Genomic DNA, 25,351 nt, shown 5'->3' with positions numbered 1-25,351 from the left:
CCATGAACCTGAATCTCTCCGACGACACCTGCTACTGCTACACCGGCGGCCGCCCGCTGCAGCCGGGCCGCCCCACCGCGGTATTCATCCATGGCGCCGGCCACGACCACAGCGTCTGGACCCTGCAGACCCGCTACTTCGCCTCCCACGGCTGGAACGTCATCGCGCCGGACTTGCCCGGCCACGGCCGCTCGGCCGGCCCCGCCCTCGAATCCATCGAGGCGCTCGCCGACTGGATCCTCGCGCTGCTCGCCAGGCTCGGCTGTGAGCAGGCGATGCTGGTCGGCCACAGCATGGGCTCGCTCATCGCGCTTGAAGCCGCGGCCCGGGCGCCCGATCGCATCACGCGGCTCGCTCTGGTCGGCTCGGTGTTTCCGATGCCGGTGGCGCCGCCGCTGCTCGAGGCCACCTTGTCTGCCCGCGAGCGTGCCCACGGCATGATCAACCAGTGGTCCTACGCTCCGCAAAGCCAGCTCGGTGCGAGCAGCGTGCCGGGCGTCAACCTCACGGCCCTCAACCAGCGCCTGATGCAGCGCCAGGCGCCCGGCGTGCTCCACCGTGACATGAGCGCCTGCAATGCCTACGCCGCTGGTTTCGAGTCGGCAGCCAAAGTGCGCTGCCCCACCCTGTTGCTCAGCGCCGACCTCGACCGCATGACCCCGCCCAAGGCGTTGGGGCCCCTCGTGCAGGCGCTCGGCAACGCAGCGCAAGTCCACCGGGTCGTGCTGTCGGGCGCCGGCCACGCGATGATGGCCGAGGCGCCCGGCGCCGTTCTCGATGCCTTGTGGAACTTTGCCGGCGCGCAGCCCTCTTCATGAGTGTGTCCCGATGAATAGCTGATCCGGATACCGCCAGCCATAAGCCCAAAAACGACAACGGAGACGAACATGGCTCAGCAAGATACCCCCGCAGATTCCCCGGGCGCAGAGGCTGCGCTCCCTTTTCCTAACGTCCGTGTCATCGGCATCGGCGCGCCGTTCCGCTGGATACGCCTCGGTTTTGCCGATTTCCGGGCTTGTGCCCGGTCGAGCCTGTTCTATGGCTTCTGTTTCACGGCCATGGGGCTGCTCACCACCTTCGTCTTCGCCCACGCCTACGCCTACACCTCGGCGGTCACCACGGGCTTCTTTCTCGTGGCGCCCTTCTTTGCGATGGGGCTCTACGAGTTGTCGCGTCGCCGCGAGCTCGGGCTACCGGGGGTGCTTCTGCCCACGCTGACCGTGTGGCGGCGCAACCTGGGCAACATCGCGCTCTTTGCGGGCGTGCTGACGGTGGTTTTCCTGATCTGGGCGCGGGCCTCGATGGTCATCTTCGCGATGTTCTACACCCAGGAGATGCCCAGCCTGGACGGTTTCCTGTCCCAGCTGTTGGCCCTCGAAAACATCGACTTCCTGCTGGTGTACGTGGCCGTGGGGGCCGGCTTTGCGCTGTTCGTGTTTGCCTTGAGCGTGGTGTCCATCCCGCTGATGCTGGACCGCAACCAGGACGCCATCACCTCGATGCTGGCCAGCCTCCGGGCGCTGATGCTCAACCCGCTGCCGCTCCTGGTGTGGGCAGCGCTGATCGTCACGCTGACCCTCATCGGCTTTCTCAGCTTCCACATCGGCCTGGTGGTCATGATGCCCGTGGTCGGCCATGCCACCTGGCACGCTTACCGGGAGCTCGTCGAACCCTTGTCCTGATCCGGTGCGGCCTGGCCACGGGCCAGGGCGATCACGGCGCCGAGCACGATCGCGCCGCCGGCCATCTGCGATGCGGTCACCGGCTCGTCCAGAAAGATCGCTGCCAGCGCAAAGGTCACGACCGGCTCGAGGGTTGACAGCGTCGCCGCGTCGGCGGCGCCCAGACGCTTGATGCCCGCAAAGAAGCCCACCATCGCCACGACGGTCGAGACGAGCGCAATTGCCAGCACCGCAGCCCATGCGGTGGCGGACTGCGGAAAATGTGGTGTCCCGCCAAGCACCAGCAGACCAAACACGCCGGCCGCGGCGAGCATCACCACCGTTGCCGCCGCCAGCGGGTCTTCTTCCTTCAGCACGCGGTTGCCGACGATGATGTAGATCGAATAGATCATCGCCGCGGCAACGCCGAGCCCGATCCCAAGCGGGCTCCCGGCGAGGCCCGCACCTATCGTCAGCGCGGTGCCCAGCAGCGCCGACAGCACGGCGAGGGCGCGCAGCAATGTGAGCCGCTCGCCTGCAAAAATCACCCCGAGCAAGGTGACGAGAAAGGGGTAAAGGTAGAGCAGCAAGGCCACCAGCCCCGCCGAGGCGTGCTTGAGGGCAAGAAAGAAACACAGGGCCTGCGCCACATAGCCGACACCGCCCATCAGCGCGAGCGTCAGCGTGTTGCGCCGTGTGGGCCAGGGGCGGCGCGAGGCGATCATCACCCCTGCCATCAGGGCGCCGGCAATCAGGAAACGCAAGAACAGCAGCGCCGTGACATCCACGCCGCCGGCAAACGCGAAGCGCGCGAAGATCGCCATCGCCCCGAAGGACAGGGCCGACAGGGCCACCAGCCCTGCTCCGATCCAGCGCGGGTTTACGGTCATCGACAACCCCCTTCAGGTGCAAAGCGGCGGATGCTGCCGCCGTGGTGCCCGGCGCGTCAAGCAGGAAACAGCGTTTCGGCCACACTTTGCGATCGGCCCAAGGGCGATTTGGTCGATGGCCTTTGCAATTCGGCGGGCCGTGTGGCGAAATCCGCGTTATAAATCTGACATTCATCCGGTGAGCGCACCCATGCAAAAACGCACCCTGTTGTCTCTCGTCTCCGTCCTTGGCCTCCTCGCCTCGCCGCTCCATGCGGCGGAAGCTTCAGCGCCAGCCCTGCCGACCGCCGAGATCTCGGTGGAAAGCAGCCGCAGCGCGCCCAACGATCAGTTTCGCGCCCAGGTGTATCACGAGGCGAGCGACAGCAACCCGGCCGAGCTCGCCCGCAAGGTGAATGCCGTCATCGCCCAGGCCGTGCAAGCCGGGCGTGCCTACCCGGCCGTCAAGGTTCGCACCGCCGGCAGCAACACCTACCCGGTCTATGGCAAGAACAGCCGCAACATCGAAGGCTGGCGCATGCGCTCGACGCTGGCCCTCGAGAGCCGCGAGGCGGCGCCGCTGTCCGAACTCATCGGCAAGCTCCAGCAGACCATGGCGGTGGCCGGCCTCAACGCTGCGCCCTCCCCCGAAACCTGGAAGAAGACCGAGGACGAGGCCATCGCCGACGCCCTGGCGGCCTTCGAAGCCCGCGCTCGCCTGGTGGCTGGCAGCCTCCACAAGAAATGGAAGATCAAGCGCGTGGCCGTGAACAGCGGCAATGCCCAGCCGCCGCGGCCGATGGTGGCCTACGCCCGCGCCGCCATGGCCGCCGATGCGGCGCCGGCGCCCATCGAGGCCGGCGACAGCCCGGTCACGGTCAACGTCACGGGTGAGATCGAGCTCTTCGAATGATCAGCGTCATCCAGCGTGTCCTCGAAGCCCGGGTGACAGTAGGCGGGCGCACGGTCGGCGAGATCGGGCCGGGCCTGCTGGCGCTTGTGGCCGTCGAGCGTGGCGATCAGCCCGCCAACGCCGCGCGGATGGTGGAGCGCTTGCTGGGCTACCGGGTGTTTGCCGACGCCGAGGGGCGGATGAACCGCTCCCTTGCCGATACCGGCGGCGGGCTGCTGCTGGTGTCCCAGTTCACCCTCGCCGCGGATACGGCCAAGGGCACCCGCGCCAGCTTTACGCCGGCAGCGCCCCCGGACGAGGCCGAGCGCCTGTTCAACGAAGTCGTCGCCCTTGCCCGCAGCCGTCACCCGATGGTGGCGACCGGCGAGTTCGGCGCCGAAATGACTGTTTCACTGGTGAATCATGGCCCGGTTACCTTCCGCCTCACGGCCTGAACGGCGCGCGGCGCTGCTGTTGCTTGCGGCGCTTCTGGCTGGCTGCGGCCAGACACCGATCCGCCAGGCCACCTACCCCGGCAAGCCTTACGCTGGCGCGCCGGCAAATCGCAACTGGTTTGCCCTGCCCAGCGACGACCACGCCCAGGAGGTCGTGCTTTACGCGCTCGGTCTCCTGGACACGGGCTATCGTTTCGGCGGCAAGAACCCGGAAGCCGGGCTCGATTGCAGCGGGATGGTGAGCTACATCGTCGAGCAGGTAAGCGGCCGCAAGCTGCCCTACAACGCCGCCGGCATCGCCGAGCGCACCCGCCCCGTGGCGTCCCACGCGATCCGGCCGGGCGATCTGGTGTTCTTCAACACCCTGGGCCGGTCGTACTCGCACATGGGCATCTACCTGGGGGACGGCAGGTTCATCCACGCCCCCAACAGCCGCGGCAAGGTGAGGGTGGACCGCATGGACAGCCGCTACTACGCCGCCCGCTTCGAGGGCGCCCGCACCCTGCTGCCGGAGGGCTGACGCCCTCCTCTCGCGTTACCTGTTTCAGCCTTCCTTCAACCAGCGCGCCGCATCCAGCGCGAAATACGTGAGGATGCCGTCGGCACCGGCGCGCTTGAAGGCCAGCAAGGATTCGAGGGCGCAGGCTTTCTCGTCGAGCCAGCCGTTGGCGGCGGCGGCCTTCAGCATCGCGTATTCGCCGCTCACCTGGTAGGCGTAGGTCGGCACGCCGAGCTCGGTCTTGACCCGCCGCACGATGTCGAGATAAGGCATGCCGGGCTTGACCATGAACATGTCGGCGCCTTCCGAGATGTCTAGCGCCACCTCGCGGATCGCCTCGTCGGAATTGGCCGGGTCCATCTGGTAGGTGTATTTGTTGCCCTTGCCCAGGTTGCCGGCCGAGCCCACGGCGTCGCGGAAAGGTCCGTAGAAGCTCGATGCGTACTTGGCCGAGTAAGCCAGGATGCGGGTGTAGATCTGGTTGGCCTGGTCAAGCTCGGCGCGGATGCGGGCCACCCGGCCGTCCATCATGTCTGAGGGGGCGACCACGTCGGCGCCGGCCTGGGCGTGGCAGAGGGCCTGCTTGGCCAGCACTTCGAGGGTCTCGTCGTTGAGGACGTAGCCGGCTTCGTCGATCAGGCCGTCCTGGCCGTGGCTGGTGTAGGGGTCGAGGGCGATGTCGGTGATCACGCCGAGCTCGGGAAAGCGCTGCTTGAGCGCCTGGACGACCCGCGGCACGAGGCCGTCCGGGTTGTAGGCCTCTTCGGCGCCGAGGGATTTCTTGCTGTCTTCCACCACCGGGAACAGCGCCAGCGCTGGCACGCCCAGCGACACGGCTTCTTCGGCCGTCCGCAGCAGGCCGTCGAGGGACGTGCGGCTGACGCCAGGCATCGAGGCCACCGGCTGGACGATGTTCTCGCCCTCGAGCACGAAGACCGGGTAGATCAGGTCGTCGGCGGAGAGGCGATGCTCGCGCATCAGGCGACGGGAAAAATCGTCACGGCGCATGCGGCGCATGCGGGTTGCGGGAAAAGCCGACTGGACTGGTTTCATGAATGTCTCACGCACTTACATCTGGAAACGAATTGCCGCGGGAACTTCTTCCCAGGCTTCATGGACTAAACAGGCAGATGGTGACGAACCGTCTCCCGCGATACCTCCCTGAGCGGGGCCTTGAGCAAGCAAGGCATTTTGGCCCCCGGCATCCCCTCGCCGGGGGCTTTTTATTTGTGCCCGGGTTTCCGAACCCCGCCTCGGCGTTGGCTTTGCGAGCCACGACGCCGGACGGCAGGCGCGTCTGCCCGGCCCGGGCAAGGCAAACGAAGCCCGGGTGCTGGGGACGAGACATGGTATCGGTGAGGCGCCGTGTGTCCGGGCTCCGGACACACGCAAGATTGAACCCCGCCGCGATCGGTGGACCGCCGGGGCTTCACAGAGGGCCCTGAAGCGGGCCACGAGGGAATGTACAGTCACGTACTAGAGGCTTTTCTGCCAGTGGTGCGGACGGAGAGACTCGAACTCTCACGCCATGGGCGCCAGAACCTAAATCTGGTGCGTCTACCAATTCCGCCACGTCCGCACACGAGGCCCGCATTCTAACGATAGCCCCGCCCCCGATCCAGCAATTTCGCGTTGGGCTGGCCCGCGCCAGCTTTGCCAGCCTGCTTCATCCGGCCCGTGGCGGCTGAGGGGGCGCTGAATCCAGCCATGCCGCCCAGTCCTTGATCCGCGCCGCCACCCAGGCGCCGTCGTCCAGCGGCAGGTCATGGCCAGCATCCCGGTGCAGATGAACAGGCAGATCCCAGCGCCGCGCGATGGCGAGTGAGCATTCCGGCGAGACCAGTGCATCCTGCCCGCCACAAAGCACCAGCATCGGCACTCCAGGCTGCGATGTCGGGGCCTTGAAGCGGGCTGCGGCGAGCAGCTGGCGCAAGGCGTTGCGTGTCGACACGGGGTGCTGCCCGGCGAGCCTTTCCCAGTCGTCGAGCACATCCGGGGGGGCCCTGTGGCTGGTCAGGCGCAGGATCGCCGCCTCCTTATCCCGGGCCGTCCGTTTCAGGGGGACCGACATCAGCGGCAGCCAGCTTGCCGGTTGCAGGCGCTGATGCAGGGGGTTGATGCCCCTCAGGCTGCCGTTGATGAGCACGCTGCCGCTAAGCTCATCCGGGTGCGCGGCCGCCCAGGCGACGGCCACCATCGCGCCGAGGGACATGGCCACCAGATGCACGGGCCCGGCCACGCCCCGGGTGGCGAGTTCGGCGCGACAGGCGGCGACCATTGCCGGAATGGTGCTTGGGCTGGCCTGCCGATGCAGCGTGCCGTTGCCGGGCAGGTCGATGGCCAGGATGCGCGCCTCCGGCAAGGCGGCCTGCAGCTGGCACGGGAAGTCGCCCCAATGGCCGGCCTCGCGGGTCAGGCCGCGCAGCAGCAGCCATGTGCCCGACCGATGGAGGCTACCCACGATGTCGGGGCGGCAGATGTGGCCGTGATCCTTAGTCGGCATCACTCACGCCTCCCATGTCGTACCAGCGGCGCAGGGCCAGCTCCCGGTGGCGGGCCCGTTCGGGGCCCGTCGGCACCCAGCCCCGGTGGCCGCAGGCGGCGCGTCCGATGAACTCCAGCCAATGGATGTGCCGGCGCAAGACCCGGGCGTGGCGGTGGGCGATGAGGGGGTTGAAGAAGCCCAGCAGGGACAGCATTTGCCGGGGGTTTTTCTTGACCCATAGCCACGACCCCATCTCGAGGGTCAGGGGCAGGTGGATGCAGGCCGGCTCGAGGCCGGCGCGCTGATAGAGGTGGTCCCACAGGTCGCCGTGGGTGAGGTACTGGCTGCTCTGGGGTTCGAACACGTAGGGGTGGTGAAGCTGGGTCTGGTCGAGGATCTCGGCCAGCGCGTGCATCTCGGGCAGGTGGGCGATCGGCAGGCGGGTGCTGGCGTAGGGAAACCAGATGCGGTCGCTGGTGCCGAAACCCGAGTGGCAATCCACCGCGATGCTGAAGTCGTGGCTGAGCAGCTCGCCTTCGACGACCTGGCATAGGGCCTGGCTTTCCGGCTGCATGGGTTCGCCCTGGCGGCCGCGATACCAGGGCAGCCACGGGCTGAACCGCTGGCCGCCGAGCAGCCATGGCACCGGGTCGCGGGCATCCAGCGGCGCGTTGCGCATGAGGTCGACGCCGGCCGGGTTGGCCCGCGTTCCCCTGGCGAGCCCGCCGGGGTTCACCACCGGCATGAAAACCATCCGCAGGTGTTCGAGCTGGTGGTGGAGCGTCTCGTCCCAGCGCAGCCGCATGATCACGCTGCGCAAAAAAGCCAGCACCACCGCCGAGCCGATCCGCTCGACCCCATGGACGCCACCGAAATAACCCACCGCCGGCACGCCGGGCGCCGGGTTGCCAAGGGTGATGGCATACACCGGAAAGTTGCGGGCGCCGGCGCTCACCTCGCACATCACCCGCAGTTCGAGCATGTCGCCGAAGGCGCTCACCAGGCGTTCAAGTTCAACCAGTTCGGGGGGCTCGCGCTCTCCGTAGTGCATGCAGGCTCTCCCGCTTCAGGCCGTGGACCTTGTCAGTCTAGCCCCGCAAAGGTGCCGCCAATATGACAGGCCGGGCTGTTGCCACCGCGGGCCTGCCGGCGTGGCGAACGTCATGCTTCTGCAACCTCGGATGCGCATGCTGTTGCCCGACCCGTAGCACGGCAGCGAGATTCCCCCCACGGAGAGCCCCAGATGATGGACAAGATCTACTGTTATCACTGCATGTCCTACCACCGCCCGGAAAACATGCGGCAGGTCACGACCCGGGCTGGTGTGCGCTGGCGCTGCATCCGCTCCATCGAGGCGGCCCGCAACACGACCGCTGCGCGCGACGCCTTCGGGGTGCGGCAGACCGAGCTGAACCGCTCGCGCAGCCTCGCCGAGCAGGAGCGCGTGATGCGCGAGTATCGCCGCCCGGATTACCGTTGCTAGGCGGCCCGGTGGGGCAGGCGAAGCTCACGGTGTTCGATGCCCTGCTGCGCTGGATCAGCGAGAGCAGCTGCGCGTCAAGACTCGCCCGCCTGGCGACACAAGGCCTCGAGCTCCCGCCCCGGCGGGACGCCGACGCCGAGCGCTGGCGGGAAGACATGGGGGACGCCGACTCACGCCCGGAGCTGCGGCCCTGCCAGGGTTTCCATCAGGGCGAGCCACCGGTCTAGCGGCCTGCAAGGGCTCGAAGAGTCAAAGGGAAAATTCGGCTGGGCGGATCTGCAGCCGATCTCTTTCGAGTCCGACGGGGCTGCGAAAGCTCAGTCGAGCGCCTTGCGGAAATACGGCAGCAGCGCCTTGGCGGCCTCTATCCTCAGGCCGGTGTCCACCGCAGCATCGTTCATGATGGCGAGCAGAAAGCCAACGGGCTCCTGATGGACGCCGTCGGTCTCCCCGGTGGGTGTGTAAGCTGGCGCGCTGGTTGCAGCCGGTTGCAGGATGCCCAGCGCCCTTTCAAGGACGTCGGGCTTGATGCTTGCCTGCCCAGCCAGAAGTTCCGCCTGCTTGTGCGGGCTCGGGGCCATCTCCAGCCAGGGCTCGTCGACGAACATGCTGCCGAGGCTGGCGTCGATGTAGGCCGACCATCTGCCATCGCCCTGGTGGGCCGGCACCAGCTTGAGGGGAGCCTGGGGGTGTAGCGTGACCCGCGTGGTCGGCACCTCGGCCAGGTAATGCTGGCGGAGGCCTTCGGCAAATGCCGCGGCCCGGGCCAGCGGCTCCGCCGTGGCAAACGAGAACCACAGCCCGTAAGCCTTGCCGCCCGACACCGAAACCGCCGGGGCCGGCAGATCGAGCTCGGTCTGCACGCCCTCGTAAAGCTGCGCAGCCTGCGTCCAGAAGCCGCTGTCGAGTTCGATGACCAGGGCACCCACCAGCCCGCCGGGGCCGACGAGATCGACGCTCGCCTCGCTCTCCCCGCGCAGCATGGTGGTCAGGGCGGCAGCGGGTGTGTCGGGCAGGTAGAGCCGCTGAAGCTGGGCGATCAGTTCGTCCATCGGATGCTCGCTGGCTGGGGGTTCAAACCGGCGCCTTCGCGCTCGCCGGCGCTGAAAACGAAACGCCCTCGCAGCGGGAGCAGACCTCCCAGGGCGGGCACTCGCAGACGGGCGGGCAGGCGCGGTAGCCGCTGCCGACGATGACCAGGCTGCTCGCCTCCATCTTGCGCCCAGCCGCCTTTGCAGGGGCAGGAGCCGCCGCGGCGCCGTCGTGGGGGCTGGGCGACCAGCGGGCAAACGGGGTCAGATCCGCCTTGCCTTCCACGTACCACAGCTTGCGCGCCGCATCCCAGCGGGCGCCCAGCTTCTTGGCTTCGTCCTTCTCGGCGAAGGGGACCTTAAGGTTTGTTCTCATGCTCTCTACGGGTCGTCGCGCCGCCCTGCTTCGCGCTGAGCGCAAAGCCTGCGGGCGGGCGCTGAAAATGCTCGGGGGCTGGTTCCATCGTTTCCGGCGATGCGCGGAACCCGCCCGACGTCTTTAAACGCGGTGACACGCCCGGCGCCGGTTTTTACATTCACCGGCTTCCGGCGCGGCTGTGCCAAAAATTTCCCGCGAATCTACCCAAGTCCCGGAGCCCGCACAAGGCGCCTGCTTCAGCCGGCCGCGCGGATCCACTCGGCGACCGACTGGGGCGTGGGAATCCGCCCGGACGACACCAGCTTCTCGTTGATCACCAGCCCGGGCGTTTTCAGCACGTCGTAGGCGATGATCTGCTGCATGTCGGTGACCTTGCTGATCTCCGCCTCGATGCCGAGGGCGGCCACGGCTTCATGGGCGATTTGTTCGAGTTTCCGGCAGTTGGCGCAGCCGGGGCCGAGGATCTTGATGCTCAACATGATCAGACTCCCTTGATTGAAGCGGTTTGCCGGCGGCTGGCCAGCGACAGCAACGCCGTCAGCGCCGCGATGAAGCCGGCCAGCCCCAGCGCCAGCACGAAAAGCGGGGTGCCGTCCATCCAGGCGCCGTAGGTGAGCCCGGCGACGGTGCTGAACAGGGCAACCAGCGCCACGTAGGTCCAGGCCTTGCGGCGGCCGATGATGGCCGAGATGATCAGGATGCTCTGCAAGGAGAGCTCCGGGTCGGCCATCAGGTAGGCCAGCAGCGGCCCGCGGTGCATGCCGAGGTCGAGGAACATCCTGGCGATGGGCACCTCCACCAGAGTCGGGAAATACATGAACACGCCAAAGGCCACGCCAGCCAGGTTGCCCTGCAGCGTGTTGGCGCCGGCGAGGGATTCTATCCATTCGGGGCGGATCAGTACCCGGACCATCCCGACGACAAAGACGCCCGCCACCAGCAGCGGAAAGATCTGCTTCACGAAGCGCCAGGATTCCCACAGCCAGTCCTGCAGTTCGTCCTCCGACATGTGCCGGCGGCCGACCCGCAGGAGCACCGCCAGCGCCAGGGCCACGCCGAAGAACTTGCCGGTGAGCCCGATGCGCAGCCCGGTGGGCGTGGCCCGGATCGCCAGCGCCGCCAGCAGCAGCGTGACGGCGATCAGCGCCAGGCTGATGCCGGTCCATCGGTTGGCGCCGTTCTGGATGTTCTCGATGCCGCGCCAGGCGCTCAAGCCGATCGCCAGCAGCAGGCCGATGAGCACCACGCCCTGCACCGAGACGCCCTCCTCGCCCTTGGCGGCGTCGAAGGGAACCAGCTGGTCCAGCCCCGCCTGCCATGCCTGGGCGGCGGGCACCGGGAGTTCGAACTGGAGCCAGCTGCCGGTCAGCACGCCCAGCTTCAGGGTGCCCGCCAGCAGCAGGGCGATCCACACCAGCAGAAAGAGCCGCGCGGCCCGCCCCATGCCCTGGGCGCCAGCGGCGCCGAAGGCGCTGTCGGTGGCCTGGTCGTGGGCTGCGTCGTCGGCCCTGAAGAGCAGGGCCATGATGAGGCCGATGCCGATCCCGAAAACCAGCGACAGCACGAAGCGTGCGATCGCCAGATCCGGGCCGATGACGCCGCCGGTGTAAACCAGCGCCAGGATGTTGGCCGCCGGCGCAAAAAACAAAAAGGTGATCGCCGGCCCCAGCCCCGCGCCCTTTTTGTGAATGCCCGCAAACAGCGGGACGATGGTGCATGAGCACACCGCCAGCAGCGAGCCGGCCGCTGCGGCTGCCGGGTAGGACACCACCTTGCTGGAGTTTCGCCCCAGAAAGCGGGTGACCGTCTCCTTGGGGATCAGCGCCGCCATCGCCCCGGCGATGAAGAAGGCTGGTAGCAGGCAGAGCAGCACGTGGGCCGCAAGATACGCCGCCAGGTTGCCGAGCCCGCCGTGCAGCACGGGCAAGATCGAGAAAAGCAGGGTGTCCATGATGGTCTCGCCGGTCGAGGGTGTCGTTGGGACTATGTATCTCCTGCCATGAAGACGCGGCGGCTCGCCAAAGGATGCAGCGCCGTCAGCCAAATCAATCGATCGGCGGACGCGGGACGAAGCAGCACACCTGCCCTGCCCCGTCGAGCTTTACCTGGCACGCCACCGACAGTTGCTCGCGCAGCCGCCGGCGCGCCCGCTGCACCCGGGATTTGGCCCCCGGCAGCGACAGGCCCTTGAGCTCGGCAAAGGCCGCCTGCGACATGCCGCCCAGGTCGCACAGGCTGACGGCCTCCCGGTCTTCCGGCGACAGCTCCGCCAGCACCCGCGGCAGGCATTGGGCGAGTTGGTCGACCGGCGCGTCGCAGGTTTCGGCGGGCTCGGCGGCGGCGAGATCGGGTGGCAGTGGCAGCGTCGGGCGCCGGCGCCGGAGGTGGTCGAGGACGGTGTTGCGCGCTACCTCGAACAGCCAGGCGCGGGGCTGGCTCACGGCGCAAAATGCCTCGCCCTGCCGGCAGGCTTTCAGGAAGAGGTCGTGAAGCAGATCGTCGGCCTCGTCCCGATCGGCCAGGCAGTGGCGCAGGTAGCGCCGCAGCTCGGCCTCGTGGGCAGACCAGGCGGCGAGCAAACACGGTACGGTCATGATCACCTCAGCAAGGGCGGCGCGGGAGGGTCTGGCCTGATCTTACGCCGGCCGTCACGCCGCCGCCCGCCCTCCCACGGAGGTCGTCACCGGCCCGCAGGCCGTGGGCGCCCCGGGTAGTCGAACCAGTGCCGGCCACGGTTGAGAATGGCCACCAGAGACAGCATCACCGGCACCTCGACCAGCACACCTACCACTGTGGCCAGGGCCGCGCCCGACTCCAGGCCGAACAGCGAGATCGCCACCGCCACGGCTAGCTCGAAGAAGTTGGAGGTGCCGATCAGGCAGGCCGGCCCGGCCACGTCGAAGGGCAGCTTCAGCAGGCGCGCACCGATCAGCGCTACAGCAAAGATTCCGTAGCTCTGCACGATCAGCGGCACCGCGATCATCGCGATCACCAGTGGCTGCGCGATGATGGTGCCGGCCTGGAAACCGAACAGCACCACCACGGTGGCGATCAGGCCGACGATGGACCAGGGCTTGAGCCGGCCCACGAAGTCGCCCACCGCCCGGGGCGAGCGGCGCTCCAGGGCGTGGCGCGTGGCCATGCCGGCAATGAGCGGCAGCACCACGTAGAGCACCGTCGACAGCACCAGGGTTTCCCAGGGCACCGTGATGTCGGTGACGCCCAGCAGGAAGGCCGCGATCGGCGCGAAGGCAAACACCATGATCAGATCGTTCACCGACACCTGCACCAGCGTGTAGTTGGCGTCGCCCTTCACCAGCTGGCTCCACACGAAGACCATCGCGGTGCATGGCGCAACCCCCAGCAGAATCATCCCGGCGATGTACTCGCTGGCCGACTGCGGGTCGACCCACGGGGCGAACAGGTACTGGAAGAACAGCACGCCCAGCACCGCCATCGTGAAGGGCTTGATCAACCAGTTTACGACCAGCGTCAGGATGAGGCCGCGGGGCTTGCGGCCCACGTCCTTAACCGCGTGCCAGTCGATCTGGATCATCATCGGGTAGATCATCACCCAGATGAACACCGCCACCACCAGGTTCACATGGGTCAGCTCCAGCCCCGCGATGAAGTGGAAGGCGCCCGGCACCAGCAGGCCCAGGCCGACCCCGGCCGCGATGCCCAGCGCGACCCACAGGCTCAGGTAGCGTTCGAAGCGCCCCATCTCAGGCCTCTTGCGTGGACGCGGACTGGCCGATCTGGTCGAGCTCGCGCTTGAGGACCTGCCCCTCCAGCTTGGCCAGCGGCAGGCTCGCGAACAGCGAGATGCGCCGGTGCAGCAGCATGAAGGCCTGGGAGAAGGCGCGCTGGATCTCGTCCGCCGAGCCCACCGCGGCGACCGGATCCTCGACACCCCAGTGGGCCGTCATCGGCTGGCCGGGCCACACCGGGCAAGCCTCGCCGGCGGCCTTGTCGCATACCGTGAACACGAAATCCAGATGCGGCGCATCGGGCCCCGCAAACTCGTTCCAGTCCTTGCTGCGCAGGCCTTCGGTGCTGATCCGGTGGCGCTGCAGCAGCTCAAGCGCGCTGGGGCTGACCTGCCCTGCCGGCTGGCTGCCGGCACTGAAGGCCCGGAAGCGGCCCTTGCCGACTTCGTCCAGGATGGCTTCGGCGAGGATGCTGCGGGCCGAGTTGGAGGTGCACAGGAAAAGCACGTTGTAGATCTTGTCGGACATCTTGAACTCCATTCTAAAAATCAGGGTTTCAGCTTGAAAGCCTTGCCGATGGGTGAGTTACCGGCGCGCTCACGGTGCGTAAGATCCTGCCAATTGAAAACTTTGATTTTTTTACAACTATCGAAATCTTGTACCAAAAACTATTTGCCGAGTCGTGGCCTTCGGTGGGCCCTTCAGCAGGCGAGTTTGTCGATGCAGGCCTTCGCGCCCACCGCCTCGGCGCATTGGCCGGGCACGCCGGCGCAGCACTCCTCGGTCAGGTAGGCGATCAGCTCTGCCATCAGGGGAAGGTTGGCGCGGTAGCGCAGGAAGCGGCCCTCCTGCTCCACGGTGACCATGCCGGCGTGGGTGAGCGCCTTGAGGTGAAAGGACAGGCTGGAAGGTGCGAGATCGAGGGCCGCGGCGATGTCGCCGGCCACCATGCCTTCCGGGCCCTTCTTGACGAGCAGCCGGAAGGCCTCGAGGCGCCAGCCGGACGACAGTGACTCGAAAATCGTGGTTGCGGTCTTGGTTTCCATTGCGTCAATATACAACACTTCGAGAAGTATGGAATTAATTTGCCCGGTCCCGACAGGCTGGCTTGGGTGTAACGGAACTGCAATGATCGGATGAAACAATTCGATCATTGTAAAAATATCAAATCGTGAGGAAAGCATGAGAGTTGGCATCAACGGCATGGGCCGCATCGGCCGTCTGGCGCTGCGCGCCGCCATGGGCGCGGCCGAGCGTCAGCCCGACGACCCGCGGGCGGGCAACCGGCTGGAGGTCGTCCACCTCAATGAGCTCAAGGGCGGCGCGGCGGCCACGGCGCACCTCCTCGCCTTCGACAGCGTGCAGGGCAAGTGGCGCGCCGACATCGCCGCGGAGGGCGACGACTGCATCCGCATCGATGACAGGCGGCTCGGCTTCAGCGCCCACGCCGGCTCGGCGGAGATCCCGTGGGGCGAGCTGGGCGTGGAGGTGGTGCTCGAATGCACCGGCAAGTTCCTCACCCCCGAGACCCTGCAGGGCCATCTGGACCGGGGTGCCAAACGTGTGATCGTTGCCGCGCCGGTGAAGGTGGGTGGTGTGCTCAACATCGTGGTGGGCATCAATCACGAGCAGTACCAGCCGGCGCGGGACCGCATCGTCACCGCGGCGTCGTGCACCACCAACTGCCTGGCGCCGGTGGTCAAGGTGATCCACGAGAACCTGGGCATCCGCCACGGGCAGATCACCACCATCCACGACCCCACCAACACCAACCTGGTGGTCGATGCACCCCACAAAGACTTGCGCCGCGCCCGCAGCGCGATGATGAGCCTGGCCCCCACCACCACCGGCAGCGCCACCGCGATCGCGCTGATCTACCCGGAGCTGAAGGGCAAGCTCAACGGCCACGCGGTGCGTGCGCCGGTGCTCAACGCGTCGCTCACCGACTGCGTGTTCGAGCTGCAGCGCGCCACCACGGCGGACGAGGTGAACGGCCTCTTCGCCGCCGCGGCCAAGGGCGAGCTGGCCGGCATCCTGGGCTACGAGGAGCGCCCGCTGGTGAGCGTCGATTACGCCCGCGACACCCGCAGCGCCATCGTCGATGCGCTGTCGACCATGGTCACCGATGGCACCCTGCTCAAGGTTTACGCCTGGCACGACAACGAGATGGGCTACGCCTGCCGGATGGTGGACCTGGCCTGCCACATGGAATCAGTGGGGATCTGATGCAGCACGCTGCCCGCAACTACGCCATCGTCACCGCCGCCTACTGGGGCTTCACCCTCACCGATGGCGCCTTGCGGATGCTGGTGCTGCTGCACTTCTACCGGCTGGGCTATTCGCCCTTCACGCTGGCCTTCCTGTTCCTGCTCTACGAGGCGGCCGGCGTGGTGGCCAACCTGATCGGCGGCTGGCTGGCGACGCGCTACGGCATCACGCGGATGCTCGCGGTGGGCCTGGTCACGCAGATCGCCGGCTTCACGCTGCTCTCGATGCTGCAGCCCGGCTGGACGGCCTTGATGTCGGTGGCGTGGGTGGTGGCGGCCCAGGGCGTGTGCGGCGTCGCCAAGGATCTCACCAAGACGGCCAGCAAGTCGGCGATCAAGGTGACCGCCGCCGCGGCAAAGGAGGAAAGCGCCAGCCAGCTCTTCAGGTGGGTCGCCTGGTTCACCGGCAGCAAGAACGCGATGAAGGGCGTGGGCTTCTTTCTGGGTGGGCTGCTCCTCGAGACGCTGTGCTTCAGCCAATCCCTGTGGGTCATGGCGGGCCTGCTGGCGCTGGTGCTGGCGGGGGTGCTGACGTCGCTGCCGCCGCTGATGGGCAAGGGCAAGGCGTCGAAATCGGCGAAGGAGCTGTTTGCCAAGAGCCCGGGCATCAACACCCTGGCGGCGGCGCGGGTGGTGCTTTTTGGGGCGCGGGACGTGTGGTTCGTGGTCGGGGTGCCGGTGTTTCTGTACTCCCGGGGCTGGACCTTCACGATGGTCGGCAGCTTTCTGGCCCTGTGGACGATCGGCTACGGCCTCGTGCAGGCCGTGGCGCCGCAGGTGGTAAAGCGTAGCGCCGACGGGCTCTCCACCGAGGTGCCGGCCGCCCGCGGGTGGTCGGCAGCGCTGGCGCTGGTGCCGGTCGCGCTGGCGCTGGCGGTGGCCTTCGACGCGCCCCGGCTCGAATGGGTGGTGGTGGCCGGGCTGGGCGTGTTCGGCGTCGCCTTTGCGGTGAATTCGTCGGTGCACTCCTATCTGATCCTGGCCTATGCGGGGTCGGAGAAGGCGGCGGAGGATGTGGGTTTTTACTACGCGGCCAATGCGCTGGGGCGCTTCATCGGCACGCTGCTGTCCGGACTGCTGTACCAGTGGGGCGGGCTGCTGTACGGGCTGGTCGGTTCGGCGGTGATGCTGGCGATCTGCTGGGCGTGCACGCTCGCCTTGCCCCTGCAGCGTGCCGAAGTGGGCACGGCGCAGGGGTGAAACCGCCGCTCAGCGGATGCCGAGCAGCTGGACTTCGAAGTTGAGGGTGCTGTTGGGCGGGATCTTGCCGAGGTCGCGGGAGCCGTAGGCGGTTTCCGGCGGGCAGGTGAACCTGGCGGTGCCGCCGACCTTCATCTTCTGGACGCCTTGGGTCCAGCACGGGATCACCTGGTTGAGGACGAAGCTGGCCGGCTGGCCGCGTTTGTGGGAGCTGTCGAACTCGGTGCCGTTGAGCAGCATGCCCCGGTAATGCACCATGACCTGGCTGGAGGCCGTCGGGCTGTCGCCTTCGCCGAGCTTGAGGTGCTCGATCTTGACGCCGGACGGTAGGGTTTCAGTGGCCGGCGCGGCGAACGCGGCGGCGGAGGCCAGGAGGGCGACGGCGAAAAACGGGGTGGCAATGTGCATGGTCATGCTCCGTGTGGGTCGAGCCGTCGATTGTAGCCAACATGCCCCGCCGCTTCGTGCCTTTGCGCGGCTTTCAGCGCTTTTGCGGCCAGTACCAGCTGGGAACGCCTTTCCGCCCGCCGCCGACGCCCTGTTTGTAGCGGCTGCGCAGGTGGCCATCGACGGCGCTGATCCACGGCGCGAGGCTCTCGTCGGCCAGCGTGTGGTCGATGAACAGCTCGGGGAGCCGGTAGCCGAACCAGCGGTAGGCGGCCAGCAGGCGCACGGTGGTCTCGGCGTCTTCTAGGGAGGCCTTGCGCGCCGAGGCGGGCAGGAAGTTAAGCTGGATCGGCTTGCCCTGGTTGGCGGTGTAGGCCCAGTCGCGCCAGACGCCGTCAATGGTCTCGTTCTGGGACGCCATCGGGGCCATCGAGAAGGTGTGTTTCTGCTGCAGCGTGAGCCGCTTCATGCGGTCGAGCTGGGCCGCGCGGGCCAGTTGCTCTTCGGGCACGAAGGGCGTGAAGAAGCCGTCGCCGCAATCGGCATGGAGCAGGAACAGCGACAGCAGCGCCTCGAGCCGGCGGTCTCCGGACATGTCGGCGATCTGTTCGAGGTAGGCGCTGCCGGCGGTGATCTGGAAGCCGGCCGGGGCCAGCGCCGGCTGGGGCGCCTTCATCAGGGCCGTGACAATGCCGTGCTCGGCCGGGGTAAGGCCGGCCACGACGCCCTCCTCGTCCTGGTGCCCGAAGCGCCCTGCCCGGCCGCCGATCTGCTGGAGCAGCGACGGGGTGAGCTCGGCCCGTTTGACGCCGTCGTACTTGTGAACGGCGGTGAACACCACCCGCTGGATCGGCAGGTTGAGGCCCATCCCGATGGCGTCGGTGGCGACCAGGATGTCAGCGTCGCCGCCCGCGAAGCGGCGGGCCTCGCGCTCGCGCACCTCGGGCGACAGGGCGCCATAGATGCAGGCCACCGGCTTGCCGAGGGCCAGCAGGTCGTCGCGCAGGTTGAGCGCGTCACGCCGGGAGAACACGATGAAGGCGTCGCCGCGCCGGGCCTTGCGCAGCGCGCCGGCGGGGTTGTTGGCGAGGGCGTGGCCGACGACGAGGGGGTGCTTGCGCGTCTTGTGGCGGACCTCCAGCGGCAGGCCGAGCCGGGCCGCCAGGGCCTGGATCGCCGGCTCCGCCGACAGGGCGCCGAGCAGCCAGACCTCCCGGGCGTTGGCGCCCACCACCGCCTGGGTCCACGCCCAGCCTCGGTCGGGGTCGCTGAGCATCTGGATCTCGTCGATCACCGCCACGTCGATCTCACGGGTCGGGTCGAGCATCTCGATGGTGGAGGCCGTCACCCGGCTGCCCTCGACGATGCGCCGCTCTTCGCCGGTGATGAGGGAGGCGCTGACGCCGAACTCGTCATTCAGGCGGGTGAAGGCCTCGAGGGCCAGCAGCCGCAGCGGGCCCAGGTAGATGCCGGAGGCGGCCGTCGCCAGCCGTTCGAAGGCGTCGTGGGTCTTGCCCGAGTTGGTCGGGCCGAGCACCGCGATCAGGCGGCGCGGGCGTCGGCGGGCCGGAAAGGTGTCCGGGTAGTCGGACAGTCTGACCGTGCGGCCGATCTGTTCGGCCAGATCGCGGTGGCGCAGCCGGGCCTGCATGTCGTCGAGCGACTGCCGTAGCGCCTTGCCCACGCGGGTGAGGTCCATCTCGCCGCTGGCCCAGTCTTCGCGCAGCTTGTTCAGGTTGGGCTGGAGGCCTTCCCTGCGGCAGGTTTCGAGGTAAGCCTCGATCTCGGCGATCGCGGCCTCGAGGGCCTGCTCGAGGTGCGCGCCGTGGGCCCGCAAGATCTCCTGTTCGGCGGCGTCCCGCGCCTCGCTGGTCCGTCGGCGCCAGTGGGCCTGCTGACCGAGGCAGGTTTCGGGGATGTGCCCGAAAACCCGAAGATTTTCTCCCGCCACGATCGCCCGACGGCCGGCGGCGAGCCAGACGCGGTTGCTGCTTAGGGTGCGGGAGAAACGGAGGTCGGTGGTCGGGCTGTTGGGCGGAGTGTTCATTTGATTGCGGGCGCGTGCTTGGGCGCGCCCGTTCGGGTTCGATCAGGTGCTGATGGGCTGCAGTGTGGCGATGACCTCCTGGAGGCGCCTGTCGAGATCGTCCACCAGCGTCTCCAGTTCGCCGCCGTCCATCAAGGCGGCTTCCAGTCTTGCGGCGCTCTCTCTCAAGGCGCGCATTCCCAGCGTGGCGGCCGACCCCTTTAGGGAGTGCGCGACACGCCGGGCCGAAACCCGGTCGCCTGCTTGCAGGTGCGCCTTGAGGGTGTCGAGGGCGTTGCCGTTTGACAGGACGAACTGCTTGACGAGTCGCAGCAGCAGCGCTTCCTTGCCGCCCAGGTTCTTGAGGGCGTAATCCACATCGATCAAGGGGCTGGCTGCGAGCGCCTGCAGGGCGGCCGAGGCGCAGGGCTGCGGGAAATGGGGCTGCTGAGCGGCTGGCGCAGTATGGGGGTTTTGGGGCTCGCCGGCCAGCGCCGCGGGTTCGTTGAGCCATTTGAGGATGACGCCGTAGAGCATCTGCGGGTCGACTGGCTTGGTGACGAAATCCACCATGCCGGCGGCTAGGCAACGCGCCCGGTCTTCGGAGAAGGCGTTGGCGGTCATGGCGATGATGCGTGTGCGCGGCCGCCCGGCGAGGGCGCAGATCTGGCGGGCGGCTTCGACGCCGTCGAGGCGCGGCATCTGCATGTCCATGAGCACCAGCGCGTAGTCGGTGGCTTTCACCTTCTCCAACGCCTCGATGCCATCCACCGCGGTGTCGGCCTGCAGGCCGGCCGACTTGAGGAGTTCGATGGCGACCTCCCGATTGATATCCTCGTCATCCACGACGAGAAGGCGGAATCGTCCGGCACAGGCTTGCAGCTTCTCGATCAATTGCGCAGTGTCGGGTGTCTCGCTGGCGGTGGTGTTGGTGCTGCGCCCCTCCTCCACCGTGAGGCTGAACCAGAATGTGCTGCCGACGCCGGGCTCGCTCTCGACCCCCGCCTCGCCCCCCATCAAGGCGGCCAGGCGGCGGGTGATCGCCAGCCCGAGGCCCGTTCCGCCAAACCGGCGGGTTGTTGACGCGTCGGCCTGTACGAAGCTCTGGAACAGATTGGCCTGCGCGTCCTTGCTTAGGCCGATCCCGGTATCCTGGACCTCGGCCCGGATGGTGAGCGTGCCGGCCGCTTGGGCGACCAGGCGGGCGCGGATGACGATCGACCCGGATGCGGTGAACTTGACGGCATTGCTGGCCAGATTGAGCAAGGCCTGCCGGAACCGCGTGACGTCGCCCTGCACCCACAGGGGCGCCGACTCGCAGGCGACCTCCACCGCGAGCTGCTTGGATCGGGCCGATTCGGAGATGATGGAGCGGACCTGGTCGAGCACGGCGGCTACCGAAAAGTCGACCTTCTCGAGCTCGAGCCGCCCGGATTCGATCTTCGACAGATCGAGGATGTCGTTGATGATGGTGAGCAGGTGCCGGGCCGAGGTGTCGATCTTGTGCAGATATTCCACATCCTCGTCGTTACGCCCCGGCTTGTGCTGCATCAGGTGGCATACCCCGATGATGGCGTTCATCGGGGTGCGGATCTCATGGCTCATGTTGGCCAGGAAGGCGCTCTTGGCCCGGTTTGCGGCCTCGGCCTGCGTCTTGGCCTGTTCGAGCTCCTCGGTCCGGGACATCACCACTTCTTCCAGGTGCTCCCGGTAGTGGTCGAGTTCGACGGCCAGGCGTTTCTTTTCGGTGATGTCTTCCTTGACGGCGACGTAGTGCGTCACCTGCCCGTCGGTGTCGAAGACCGGACTGATCACCGCAAACTCGACGTAGTCGCTGCCGTCCTTGCGCCGGTTGATGAACTCCCCTTTCCAGGTTTGCCCTTTTGACAGCGCCGCCCACAGGGCCGCGTGTTCTTCCTTCGAGGTCTGGCCGGAGTGGAGGATCTTCGGGTTCTGGCCGATGACTTCTTCACGCTGGTAGCCGGTCGCCCTCACGAAGGCTTCATTGACATACTCGATCGTGGCTTCGAGGTTGGTGATGACGATGCTCTCGGGGCTTTGCTCGATGGCCATCGAGAGTTTGCGCAGTTCGGCTTCAGCCTTGTGCCGCTCGGTGACGTCATGGACGATGGAGTAAAGCAGCCGGCGATCACCGATGTCGATTGGCCCACAGAAGGATTCGACATGCCGGATCGAACCGTCGGCGCGGCGATGCCGGAAGCTGAAGTGACTCGTCGCAGTCGCGTGGGCCCGCTGCATTTCATTGTGCAGCTCGTCCGGGGTCATGGTGTTGATCTGCGAGATGTTCATCGCCAGGAGCTCCCGCTGTGACCAGCCGTAAAAACGGGACGCGGCCTTGTTGGCGTCTATGATGGCTCCATCGTGTGGGTCGATGATGAGCATCACGGAACTGCTGTTCTCGAAGAAGCGGCGGTAGCGGGATTCGCTCTGGGCGAGCTCGCTCATCCGCGCCTCGAGGTCGTGGTTCAGATGCTTGAGGGCCAGCTGATTGGCGTGCTCCTGCCCTGCCCTGCGCTCAAGCTCCTGGACCATCGCGTTGAAGCTGGCGTTGAGATGCGCGAACTCGGGGGGCAGGTCGGCGGTGGGAAGGCGGGTGTCGAAGCGCCCGGCGCTGACACCTTGCGCGGCGGTGTTCAGCCTCTTGATGCCGTTTTCCACGAAACGGTGCAGCAGGTAACGGGCCAGCAGCAATGAGACGAGCGTTGTGACCGCGAGCAGGCTGAAGCTCAGCCACAAGCCCTGGTCGATCTGCGCGACGACCTGATTTATCGGGGCCGCGACGCTTACGATCAGAGCGCTGTTGGCGATGCGCACGGGCTCGAGGACGAACAGCTGCTCTACGCCATCCAGCCCGGTCATCAGGACGCGACGCTGGTTTGCCTTGATCGCCGCCACCAGCGCCCGTCGGCTTTCTTCCGGCAATCTGGCGGTGCGCCACTTTTCAGGCTCGGGGAAGCGCGAGATGGCTTCGCCGTCGGCGCTGAACAGGACGGATGTCCACCCGGTTGGCAGCTGATAGCTGGTGGTGAGGCGGTCGAACCAGCGGATGTTTGTCGCTGCGAAGACGGCTGCCAGGAAGTTTCCCGCGCCGTCACGCAGCGGATAGCCAAACGTGATGCCAGGCTTGCCCGACATCTTGCCGATCACGAACTGTCCGGGGGTCAGCCCCGGTGCGGTACGGACGTCATGAAACCAGACCCGATCCGACACATCGACGGGCCGTGCATCGGGCAGCGAGCTGCAGAAGACCTTGCCGTCCGCCGTGACCGCACCGAGGTTGGAAATGTCGTCCACCGACCTGGAAAGCCGCTGGGCCAGCGCATTGCAGGCGCCTGGGTCGAGGCCGGCCATGTCGTTGGCCATCGCCATCGAGGCCAGCAGCTGGCGGACCTGGCGCTGAGCCGCAGCCTCCTCCACCTGCACCCGCTGCACCAGCAGCCTCGCGTGGAGTTCGATGTCCTCGACCGCCTTGGCACGATTTGCCCGGTAATCGTGGAAGGTCAGCGCTGCAAGCGGAACGATCGCTACGAGCAGCACGAGCCACAAACGTCTGCTGAGCGAAAACCTACTGAAAACTGGGGGCATCTGGATCCATCCGGGCGGTGCAACCGAGCGTGAATTGTTTGCTCATGGGCCCCTGCCCGGGCGACGCGCCAACGATCAGCCAACAACCGGATTCCGGGGCAAACAAGCCTATTATCGTGCATCTGCAGGGGCTTTATGGAAGAACGGCACGCCGCCCGGGAGCTTTAGCGAAGGGCCCACGAGATGCGCGGGATCGCTGCGGTTTCAAACGCACACCAATCAAGGTGCGCAGTCGTTGTCGAGCCGATCGGACGCGTCCGGCCGCGATTTCCAGGATCATTGAGATGATCGTCAGCGTCATGCTCGAGGACCACGGGCAATGCCTCGCCGCGGGCTTGAGCGACCATCTGGGCACGCCTGTTGGGCTCGATCAGCTGCTCGCCAGACTCCGGGAGTGGATCGTTGGCGGCCGGAATCCGGCGCCAGGCGGGGATTGGCCGCAAGGTTGCGTACAGCATCTGAACGCCTGCCGAGCAGACAGGATCAAGGCGATTGTAATAAACCGTTAAAATGTTCTGCGGCGCAACAAGTACCGGTTTTCGCCCTGTGCGTGGGGCTAAAATCAATCAGCTTTAGTCTTTGGAACGCCGGTTATGTCACCCGAGTCTGCTTGGTCTCCCGCATTGAGTGTCGGTCACCCCATTCTGGATGCACAGCATGAAAGGCTGCTGCTGCTCTGCAACAGGCTTTTCGGGAGTGCGGACGGCATGAACGAAGGCGACCTCATCGCGTTGCTGAACGACCTGGCCGCGCTGGTTCACGAACACTTCGAAACCGAGGAGCGCGTCCTGCGCGAGTTCGGATACCCTCATTTCAAGACACATCAGGCCGAGCATGACGCGCTTCGCGGCCGTCTGACCGACCTGCTCTACGCGACGATTCATGATCGATTCGACATCGCCGGCCTGCCCCAGCTCGCCAGGGATCTGGTCCTGAATCACGTTCGCGACTGTGATCTCGGCTATAAGCGCTTCCTGGCCCGCACCAGCCTGTAGCGCATCCTGAAACCTGCTTATTGATGAGTACTGGGGGTGGCTGAGCAAGCCGATCAAGCACCCTCAACATTCCAGGCTGCCGTAGAAAAGCAAAAAGCCCTGATTTCTCAGGGCTTTGCGCTTGAAACTAGGTCTTGGCGGAGAGTGAGGGATTGTGCAGAGAGTGCCGCAATCCCAGTATCTACGCGGGTTTCCGAAGGCCTCGCTCGGAAATGTTCCCAACAATGTACCCACGAAGAGTCACGAAATCAACCCCACATCAATAACTGGAGGTGCTCTACCTGTATCCAGCCTCAAGCTGGGCTATCTGCTTAAAGTCATCAAAAGCGTAAGGACGACCATCAATGAGACAACGAGATATCCAGACGAATACGTCATTAATATCCCCGCTTTGAGTCCGGACGTCCTCAATGTGTTCCCAGTCAAGAGCCTCTCGAGCCCGACCAGACGACACGCGGGAAATCGAGATAGCAGCAGCAAGCCGTTCAATTTCTTGGTCATTACTGCGCAGAATCACCTCCGCATTGGGCAACTGGTCCAACACCTCGTTCGATAGCCCATAGGATAGAACCGAAATATCAAATGACGTTCCCAGCCTTCGTAGCTCCCTCACGAGCGTCTCATCTTGAAGCGCATTGGCAGTAACCAAATACGCATGATGCGCCCACTTTGAGTTACTCACACATTGAAAAAAGCTCTCGCGGAACGACGACAAACTTAGTCCAACCTTCAATTCGACACTCGTAAGACGGAACGGTTGGTCCCCAAGGCTGCGCTTAACCTCCAAGAGCCCACGATCAATCTGATAGCCCGCATCAGAGATACGTCCCACATCCCAGTCCAGAACAACTACATCCGGGAATTTCCACTTGTTTACGCCTGCGGGCTGCCTTGCAGCAGTGGTATGCTCTATGTGAACAGGGAAACGATTTCCAATTTCGCAATAACGGATGAACAAGGCGCGGAATTTCTCCTCCCGCTGACTAGACCTCCCGCCATCTTGTTCGGCAGGTTGCTCAACCACGCCAACCTCAGTCAACACCGCATCCTGAGCCTCCACAACTGGGGTAGCAGCCCGCAGATAGTAACCGTGTCCCTGAGACACCCGCGCTATTGGAGATGTCGGATCACCAGCCATCACCGAAAAGTGCTGTCGAATTGTCGCTTCCGTATACTCACCTTGAAGCCTCGGGCGAACGGCCTCCAGTAGAGACGTTCCATTAACGGCACTGTCGGGGTTTTCAGGCAGAAGACCCGGGAGAAGTTCGCTCAGTTGGTCTCGCAGTGTCATATGTTCCCTAGTGGCGAAGCTGTCCGAGGCAGTAAGGACGAAGACATCAAAAGATACTGTTTAAGTATACCACCAGGAAGGCTCCACCACCACATAACGATGAGCGAACCCACTA

General features: G+C 66.1%; 27 protein-coding genes and 1 tRNA gene. 10 read left to right on the top strand and 18 right to left on the bottom strand.

Translation table 11 applies throughout. The features are described 5' to 3' along the window. Positions 1-2 precede the first annotated feature (2 nt). Both ZRA01_RS04575 and ZRA01_RS04570 read left to right on the top strand, forming a co-directional pair. Positions 3-818 (top strand): alpha/beta fold hydrolase, encoded by an 816-nt coding sequence (locus ZRA01_RS04575; protein WP_141349743.1) that lies wholly within the window; start codon positions 3-5, stop codon positions 816-818. Positions 819-887: 69 nt separating this feature from the next. Then, on the top strand, positions 888-1,682 hold the full coding sequence (locus ZRA01_RS04570; protein ID WP_141349741.1) for a DUF2189 domain-containing protein: 795 nt from the start codon (positions 888-890) through the stop codon (positions 1,680-1,682). Here the strand turns inward: ZRA01_RS04570 and ZRA01_RS04565 are convergent. Beyond that, a complete protein-coding gene (locus ZRA01_RS04565; protein WP_141349740.1) occupies positions 1,652-2,551 on the bottom strand; it encodes a DMT family transporter in 900 nt (299 codons plus the stop codon). The genes ZRA01_RS04570 and ZRA01_RS04565 overlap by 31 nt on opposite strands. A gap of 190 nt (positions 2,552-2,741) precedes the next feature. On the opposite strand from ZRA01_RS04565, the gene ZRA01_RS04560 reads away from it, so the two are divergent. From ZRA01_RS04560 to ZRA01_RS04550, 3 genes are read left to right on the top strand one after another with little or no spacing between them, the layout of a single operon-like run. After that, a complete protein-coding gene (locus ZRA01_RS04560) occupies positions 2,742-3,443 on the top strand; it encodes an SIMPL domain-containing protein (RefSeq protein ID WP_141349738.1) in 702 nt (233 codons plus the stop codon). Then, complete coding sequence (gene dtd / locus ZRA01_RS04555; protein WP_141349736.1) at positions 3,440-3,877, top strand: D-aminoacyl-tRNA deacylase; 438 nt, start codon at positions 3,440-3,442, stop codon at positions 3,875-3,877. The genes ZRA01_RS04560 and dtd overlap by 4 nt, the downstream gene beginning before the upstream one ends. Continuing rightward, a complete protein-coding gene (locus ZRA01_RS04550) occupies positions 3,846-4,397 on the top strand; it encodes a C40 family peptidase (RefSeq protein ID WP_141349734.1) in 552 nt (183 codons plus the stop codon). The genes dtd and ZRA01_RS04550 overlap by 32 nt, the downstream gene beginning before the upstream one ends. Before the next feature lie 24 nt (positions 4,398-4,421). Here ZRA01_RS04550 and hemB read toward each other — a convergent pair whose 3' ends face one another. The 4 genes from hemB to ZRA01_RS04530 all read right to left on the bottom strand — a co-directional run bounded on the left by hemB (position 4,422) and on the right by ZRA01_RS04530 (position 7,912). After that, positions 4,422-5,429, bottom strand: a complete 1,008-nt coding sequence (gene hemB / locus ZRA01_RS04545) for a porphobilinogen synthase (RefSeq protein ID WP_141349732.1) — start codon at positions 5,427-5,429, stop codon at positions 4,422-4,424. Between the two features lie 442 nt (positions 5,430-5,871). After that, positions 5,872-5,955 (bottom strand) — tRNA-Leu (locus tag ZRA01_RS04540). Positions 5,956-6,042: 87 nt separating this feature from the next. Beyond that, a complete protein-coding gene (locus tag ZRA01_RS04535) occupies positions 6,043-6,879 on the bottom strand; it encodes an alpha/beta fold hydrolase (RefSeq protein ID WP_141349730.1) in 837 nt (278 codons plus the stop codon). Beyond that, positions 6,869-7,912, bottom strand: a complete 1,044-nt coding sequence (locus tag ZRA01_RS04530) for a M14 family zinc carboxypeptidase (protein WP_141349728.1) — start codon at positions 7,910-7,912, stop codon at positions 6,869-6,871. Before ZRA01_RS04530 ends, ZRA01_RS04535 begins: the two co-directional genes overlap by 11 nt. Before the next feature lie 192 nt (positions 7,913-8,104). On the opposite strand from ZRA01_RS04530, the gene ZRA01_RS04525 reads away from it, so the two are divergent. Together ZRA01_RS04525 and ZRA01_RS04520 are read left to right on the top strand one after the other, a co-directional pair. Then, the gene (locus ZRA01_RS04525) at positions 8,105-8,344 is read left to right on the top strand and encodes a hypothetical protein (RefSeq protein WP_141349726.1); all 240 of its coding nucleotides are present in this window, start codon (positions 8,105-8,107) and stop codon (positions 8,342-8,344) included. Between the two features lie 8 nt (positions 8,345-8,352). Further along, a complete protein-coding gene (locus tag ZRA01_RS04520; RefSeq protein ID WP_141349724.1) occupies positions 8,353-8,571 on the top strand; it encodes a hypothetical protein in 219 nt (72 codons plus the stop codon). Positions 8,572-8,661: 90 nt separating this feature from the next. Here the strand turns inward: ZRA01_RS04520 and ZRA01_RS04515 are convergent, their stop codons facing one another. The 8 genes from ZRA01_RS04515 to ZRA01_RS04480 form a co-directional block, all read right to left on the bottom strand. Next, positions 8,662-9,396, bottom strand: coding sequence for a hypothetical protein (locus ZRA01_RS04515; protein WP_141349722.1), 735 nt, complete (start codon positions 9,394-9,396; stop codon positions 8,662-8,664). A 22-nt stretch (positions 9,397-9,418) separates the two neighbouring features. After that, on the bottom strand, positions 9,419-9,751 hold the full coding sequence (locus tag ZRA01_RS04510; protein ID WP_141349720.1) for a DUF5710 domain-containing protein: 333 nt from the start codon (positions 9,749-9,751) through the stop codon (positions 9,419-9,421). 239 nt (positions 9,752-9,990) lie between these two features. After that, positions 9,991-10,233 (bottom strand): thioredoxin family protein, encoded by a 243-nt coding sequence (locus ZRA01_RS04505; protein ID WP_141349718.1) that lies wholly within the window; start codon positions 10,231-10,233, stop codon positions 9,991-9,993. A gap of 2 nt (positions 10,234-10,235) precedes the next feature. After that, complete coding sequence (locus ZRA01_RS04500; protein WP_141349716.1) at positions 10,236-11,705, bottom strand: permease; 1,470 nt, start codon at positions 11,703-11,705, stop codon at positions 10,236-10,238. 94 nt (positions 11,706-11,799) lie between these two features. Further along, positions 11,800-12,348, bottom strand: coding sequence for a sigma-70 family RNA polymerase sigma factor (locus tag ZRA01_RS04495; protein WP_141349714.1), 549 nt, complete (start codon positions 12,346-12,348; stop codon positions 11,800-11,802). An 86-nt stretch (positions 12,349-12,434) separates the two neighbouring features. Continuing rightward, positions 12,435-13,478, bottom strand: coding sequence for an ACR3 family arsenite efflux transporter (gene arsB, locus ZRA01_RS04490; RefSeq protein ID WP_141349712.1), 1,044 nt, complete (start codon positions 13,476-13,478; stop codon positions 12,435-12,437). Between the two features lies 1 nt (position 13,479). Beyond that, complete coding sequence (locus tag ZRA01_RS04485; RefSeq protein WP_141349710.1) at positions 13,480-13,992, bottom strand: arsenate reductase ArsC; 513 nt, start codon at positions 13,990-13,992, stop codon at positions 13,480-13,482. Positions 13,993-14,165: 173 nt separating this feature from the next. Then, entirely contained in the window at positions 14,166-14,510 is a 345-nt protein-coding gene (locus ZRA01_RS04480; protein WP_141349708.1) for an ArsR/SmtB family transcription factor, read from the bottom strand. Positions 14,511-14,646: 136 nt separating this feature from the next. Between ZRA01_RS04480 and ZRA01_RS04475 the strand changes: the two genes are divergently transcribed. Together ZRA01_RS04475 and arsJ are read left to right on the top strand one after the other, a co-directional pair. Beyond that, positions 14,647-15,690 (top strand): ArsJ-associated glyceraldehyde-3-phosphate dehydrogenase, encoded by a 1,044-nt coding sequence (locus ZRA01_RS04475; RefSeq protein ID WP_141349706.1) that lies wholly within the window; start codon positions 14,647-14,649, stop codon positions 15,688-15,690. After that, positions 15,690-16,931, top strand: coding sequence for an organoarsenical effux MFS transporter ArsJ (gene arsJ / locus ZRA01_RS04470; protein WP_141349704.1), 1,242 nt, complete (start codon positions 15,690-15,692; stop codon positions 16,929-16,931). The genes ZRA01_RS04475 and arsJ overlap by 1 nt, the downstream gene beginning before the upstream one ends. Positions 16,932-16,940: 9 nt before the next feature. Here the strand turns inward: arsJ and ZRA01_RS04465 are convergent, their stop codons facing one another. The 4 genes from ZRA01_RS04465 to ZRA01_RS04450 form a co-directional block, all read right to left on the bottom strand. Next, complete coding sequence (locus tag ZRA01_RS04465) at positions 16,941-17,339, bottom strand: FKBP-type peptidyl-prolyl cis-trans isomerase (protein ID WP_141349702.1); 399 nt, start codon at positions 17,337-17,339, stop codon at positions 16,941-16,943. 73 nt (positions 17,340-17,412) lie between these two features. Next, positions 17,413-19,365 carry a helicase-related protein gene (locus ZRA01_RS04460; protein ID WP_141349700.1) on the bottom strand — a complete coding sequence of 651 codons (1,953 nt, stop codon included), beginning with the start codon at positions 19,363-19,365 and terminating at the stop codon, positions 17,413-17,415. 42 nt (positions 19,366-19,407) lie between these two features. Next, positions 19,408-22,902 (bottom strand): PAS domain S-box protein, encoded by a 3,495-nt coding sequence (locus ZRA01_RS04455; RefSeq protein WP_170182907.1) that lies wholly within the window; start codon positions 22,900-22,902, stop codon positions 19,408-19,410. A 212-nt stretch (positions 22,903-23,114) separates the two neighbouring features. Continuing rightward, on the bottom strand, positions 23,115-23,408 hold the full coding sequence (locus tag ZRA01_RS04450) for a hypothetical protein (RefSeq protein WP_141349695.1): 294 nt from the start codon (positions 23,406-23,408) through the stop codon (positions 23,115-23,117). A 135-nt stretch (positions 23,409-23,543) separates the two neighbouring features. Between ZRA01_RS04450 and ZRA01_RS04445 the strand changes: the two genes are divergently transcribed. After that, positions 23,544-23,945 (top strand): bacteriohemerythrin, encoded by a 402-nt coding sequence (locus tag ZRA01_RS04445; protein WP_141349693.1) that lies wholly within the window; start codon positions 23,544-23,546, stop codon positions 23,943-23,945. 277 nt (positions 23,946-24,222) lie between these two features. On the opposite strand, the gene ZRA01_RS04440 is transcribed toward ZRA01_RS04445, so the two are convergent. Continuing rightward, positions 24,223-25,236, bottom strand: a complete 1,014-nt coding sequence (locus ZRA01_RS04440; protein ID WP_141349691.1) for a hypothetical protein — start codon at positions 25,234-25,236, stop codon at positions 24,223-24,225. Positions 25,237-25,351: the final 115 nt, after the last annotated feature.

Origin of the sequence: Zoogloea ramigera (assembly GCF_006539865.1) — a bacterium.
GTDB classification, from domain to species: domain Bacteria; phylum Pseudomonadota; class Gammaproteobacteria; order Burkholderiales; family Rhodocyclaceae; genus Zoogloea; species Zoogloea ramigera.
Note: the sequence above shows the minus strand (reverse complement) of the source record. Positions and strands in the feature narration are given on the sequence as shown.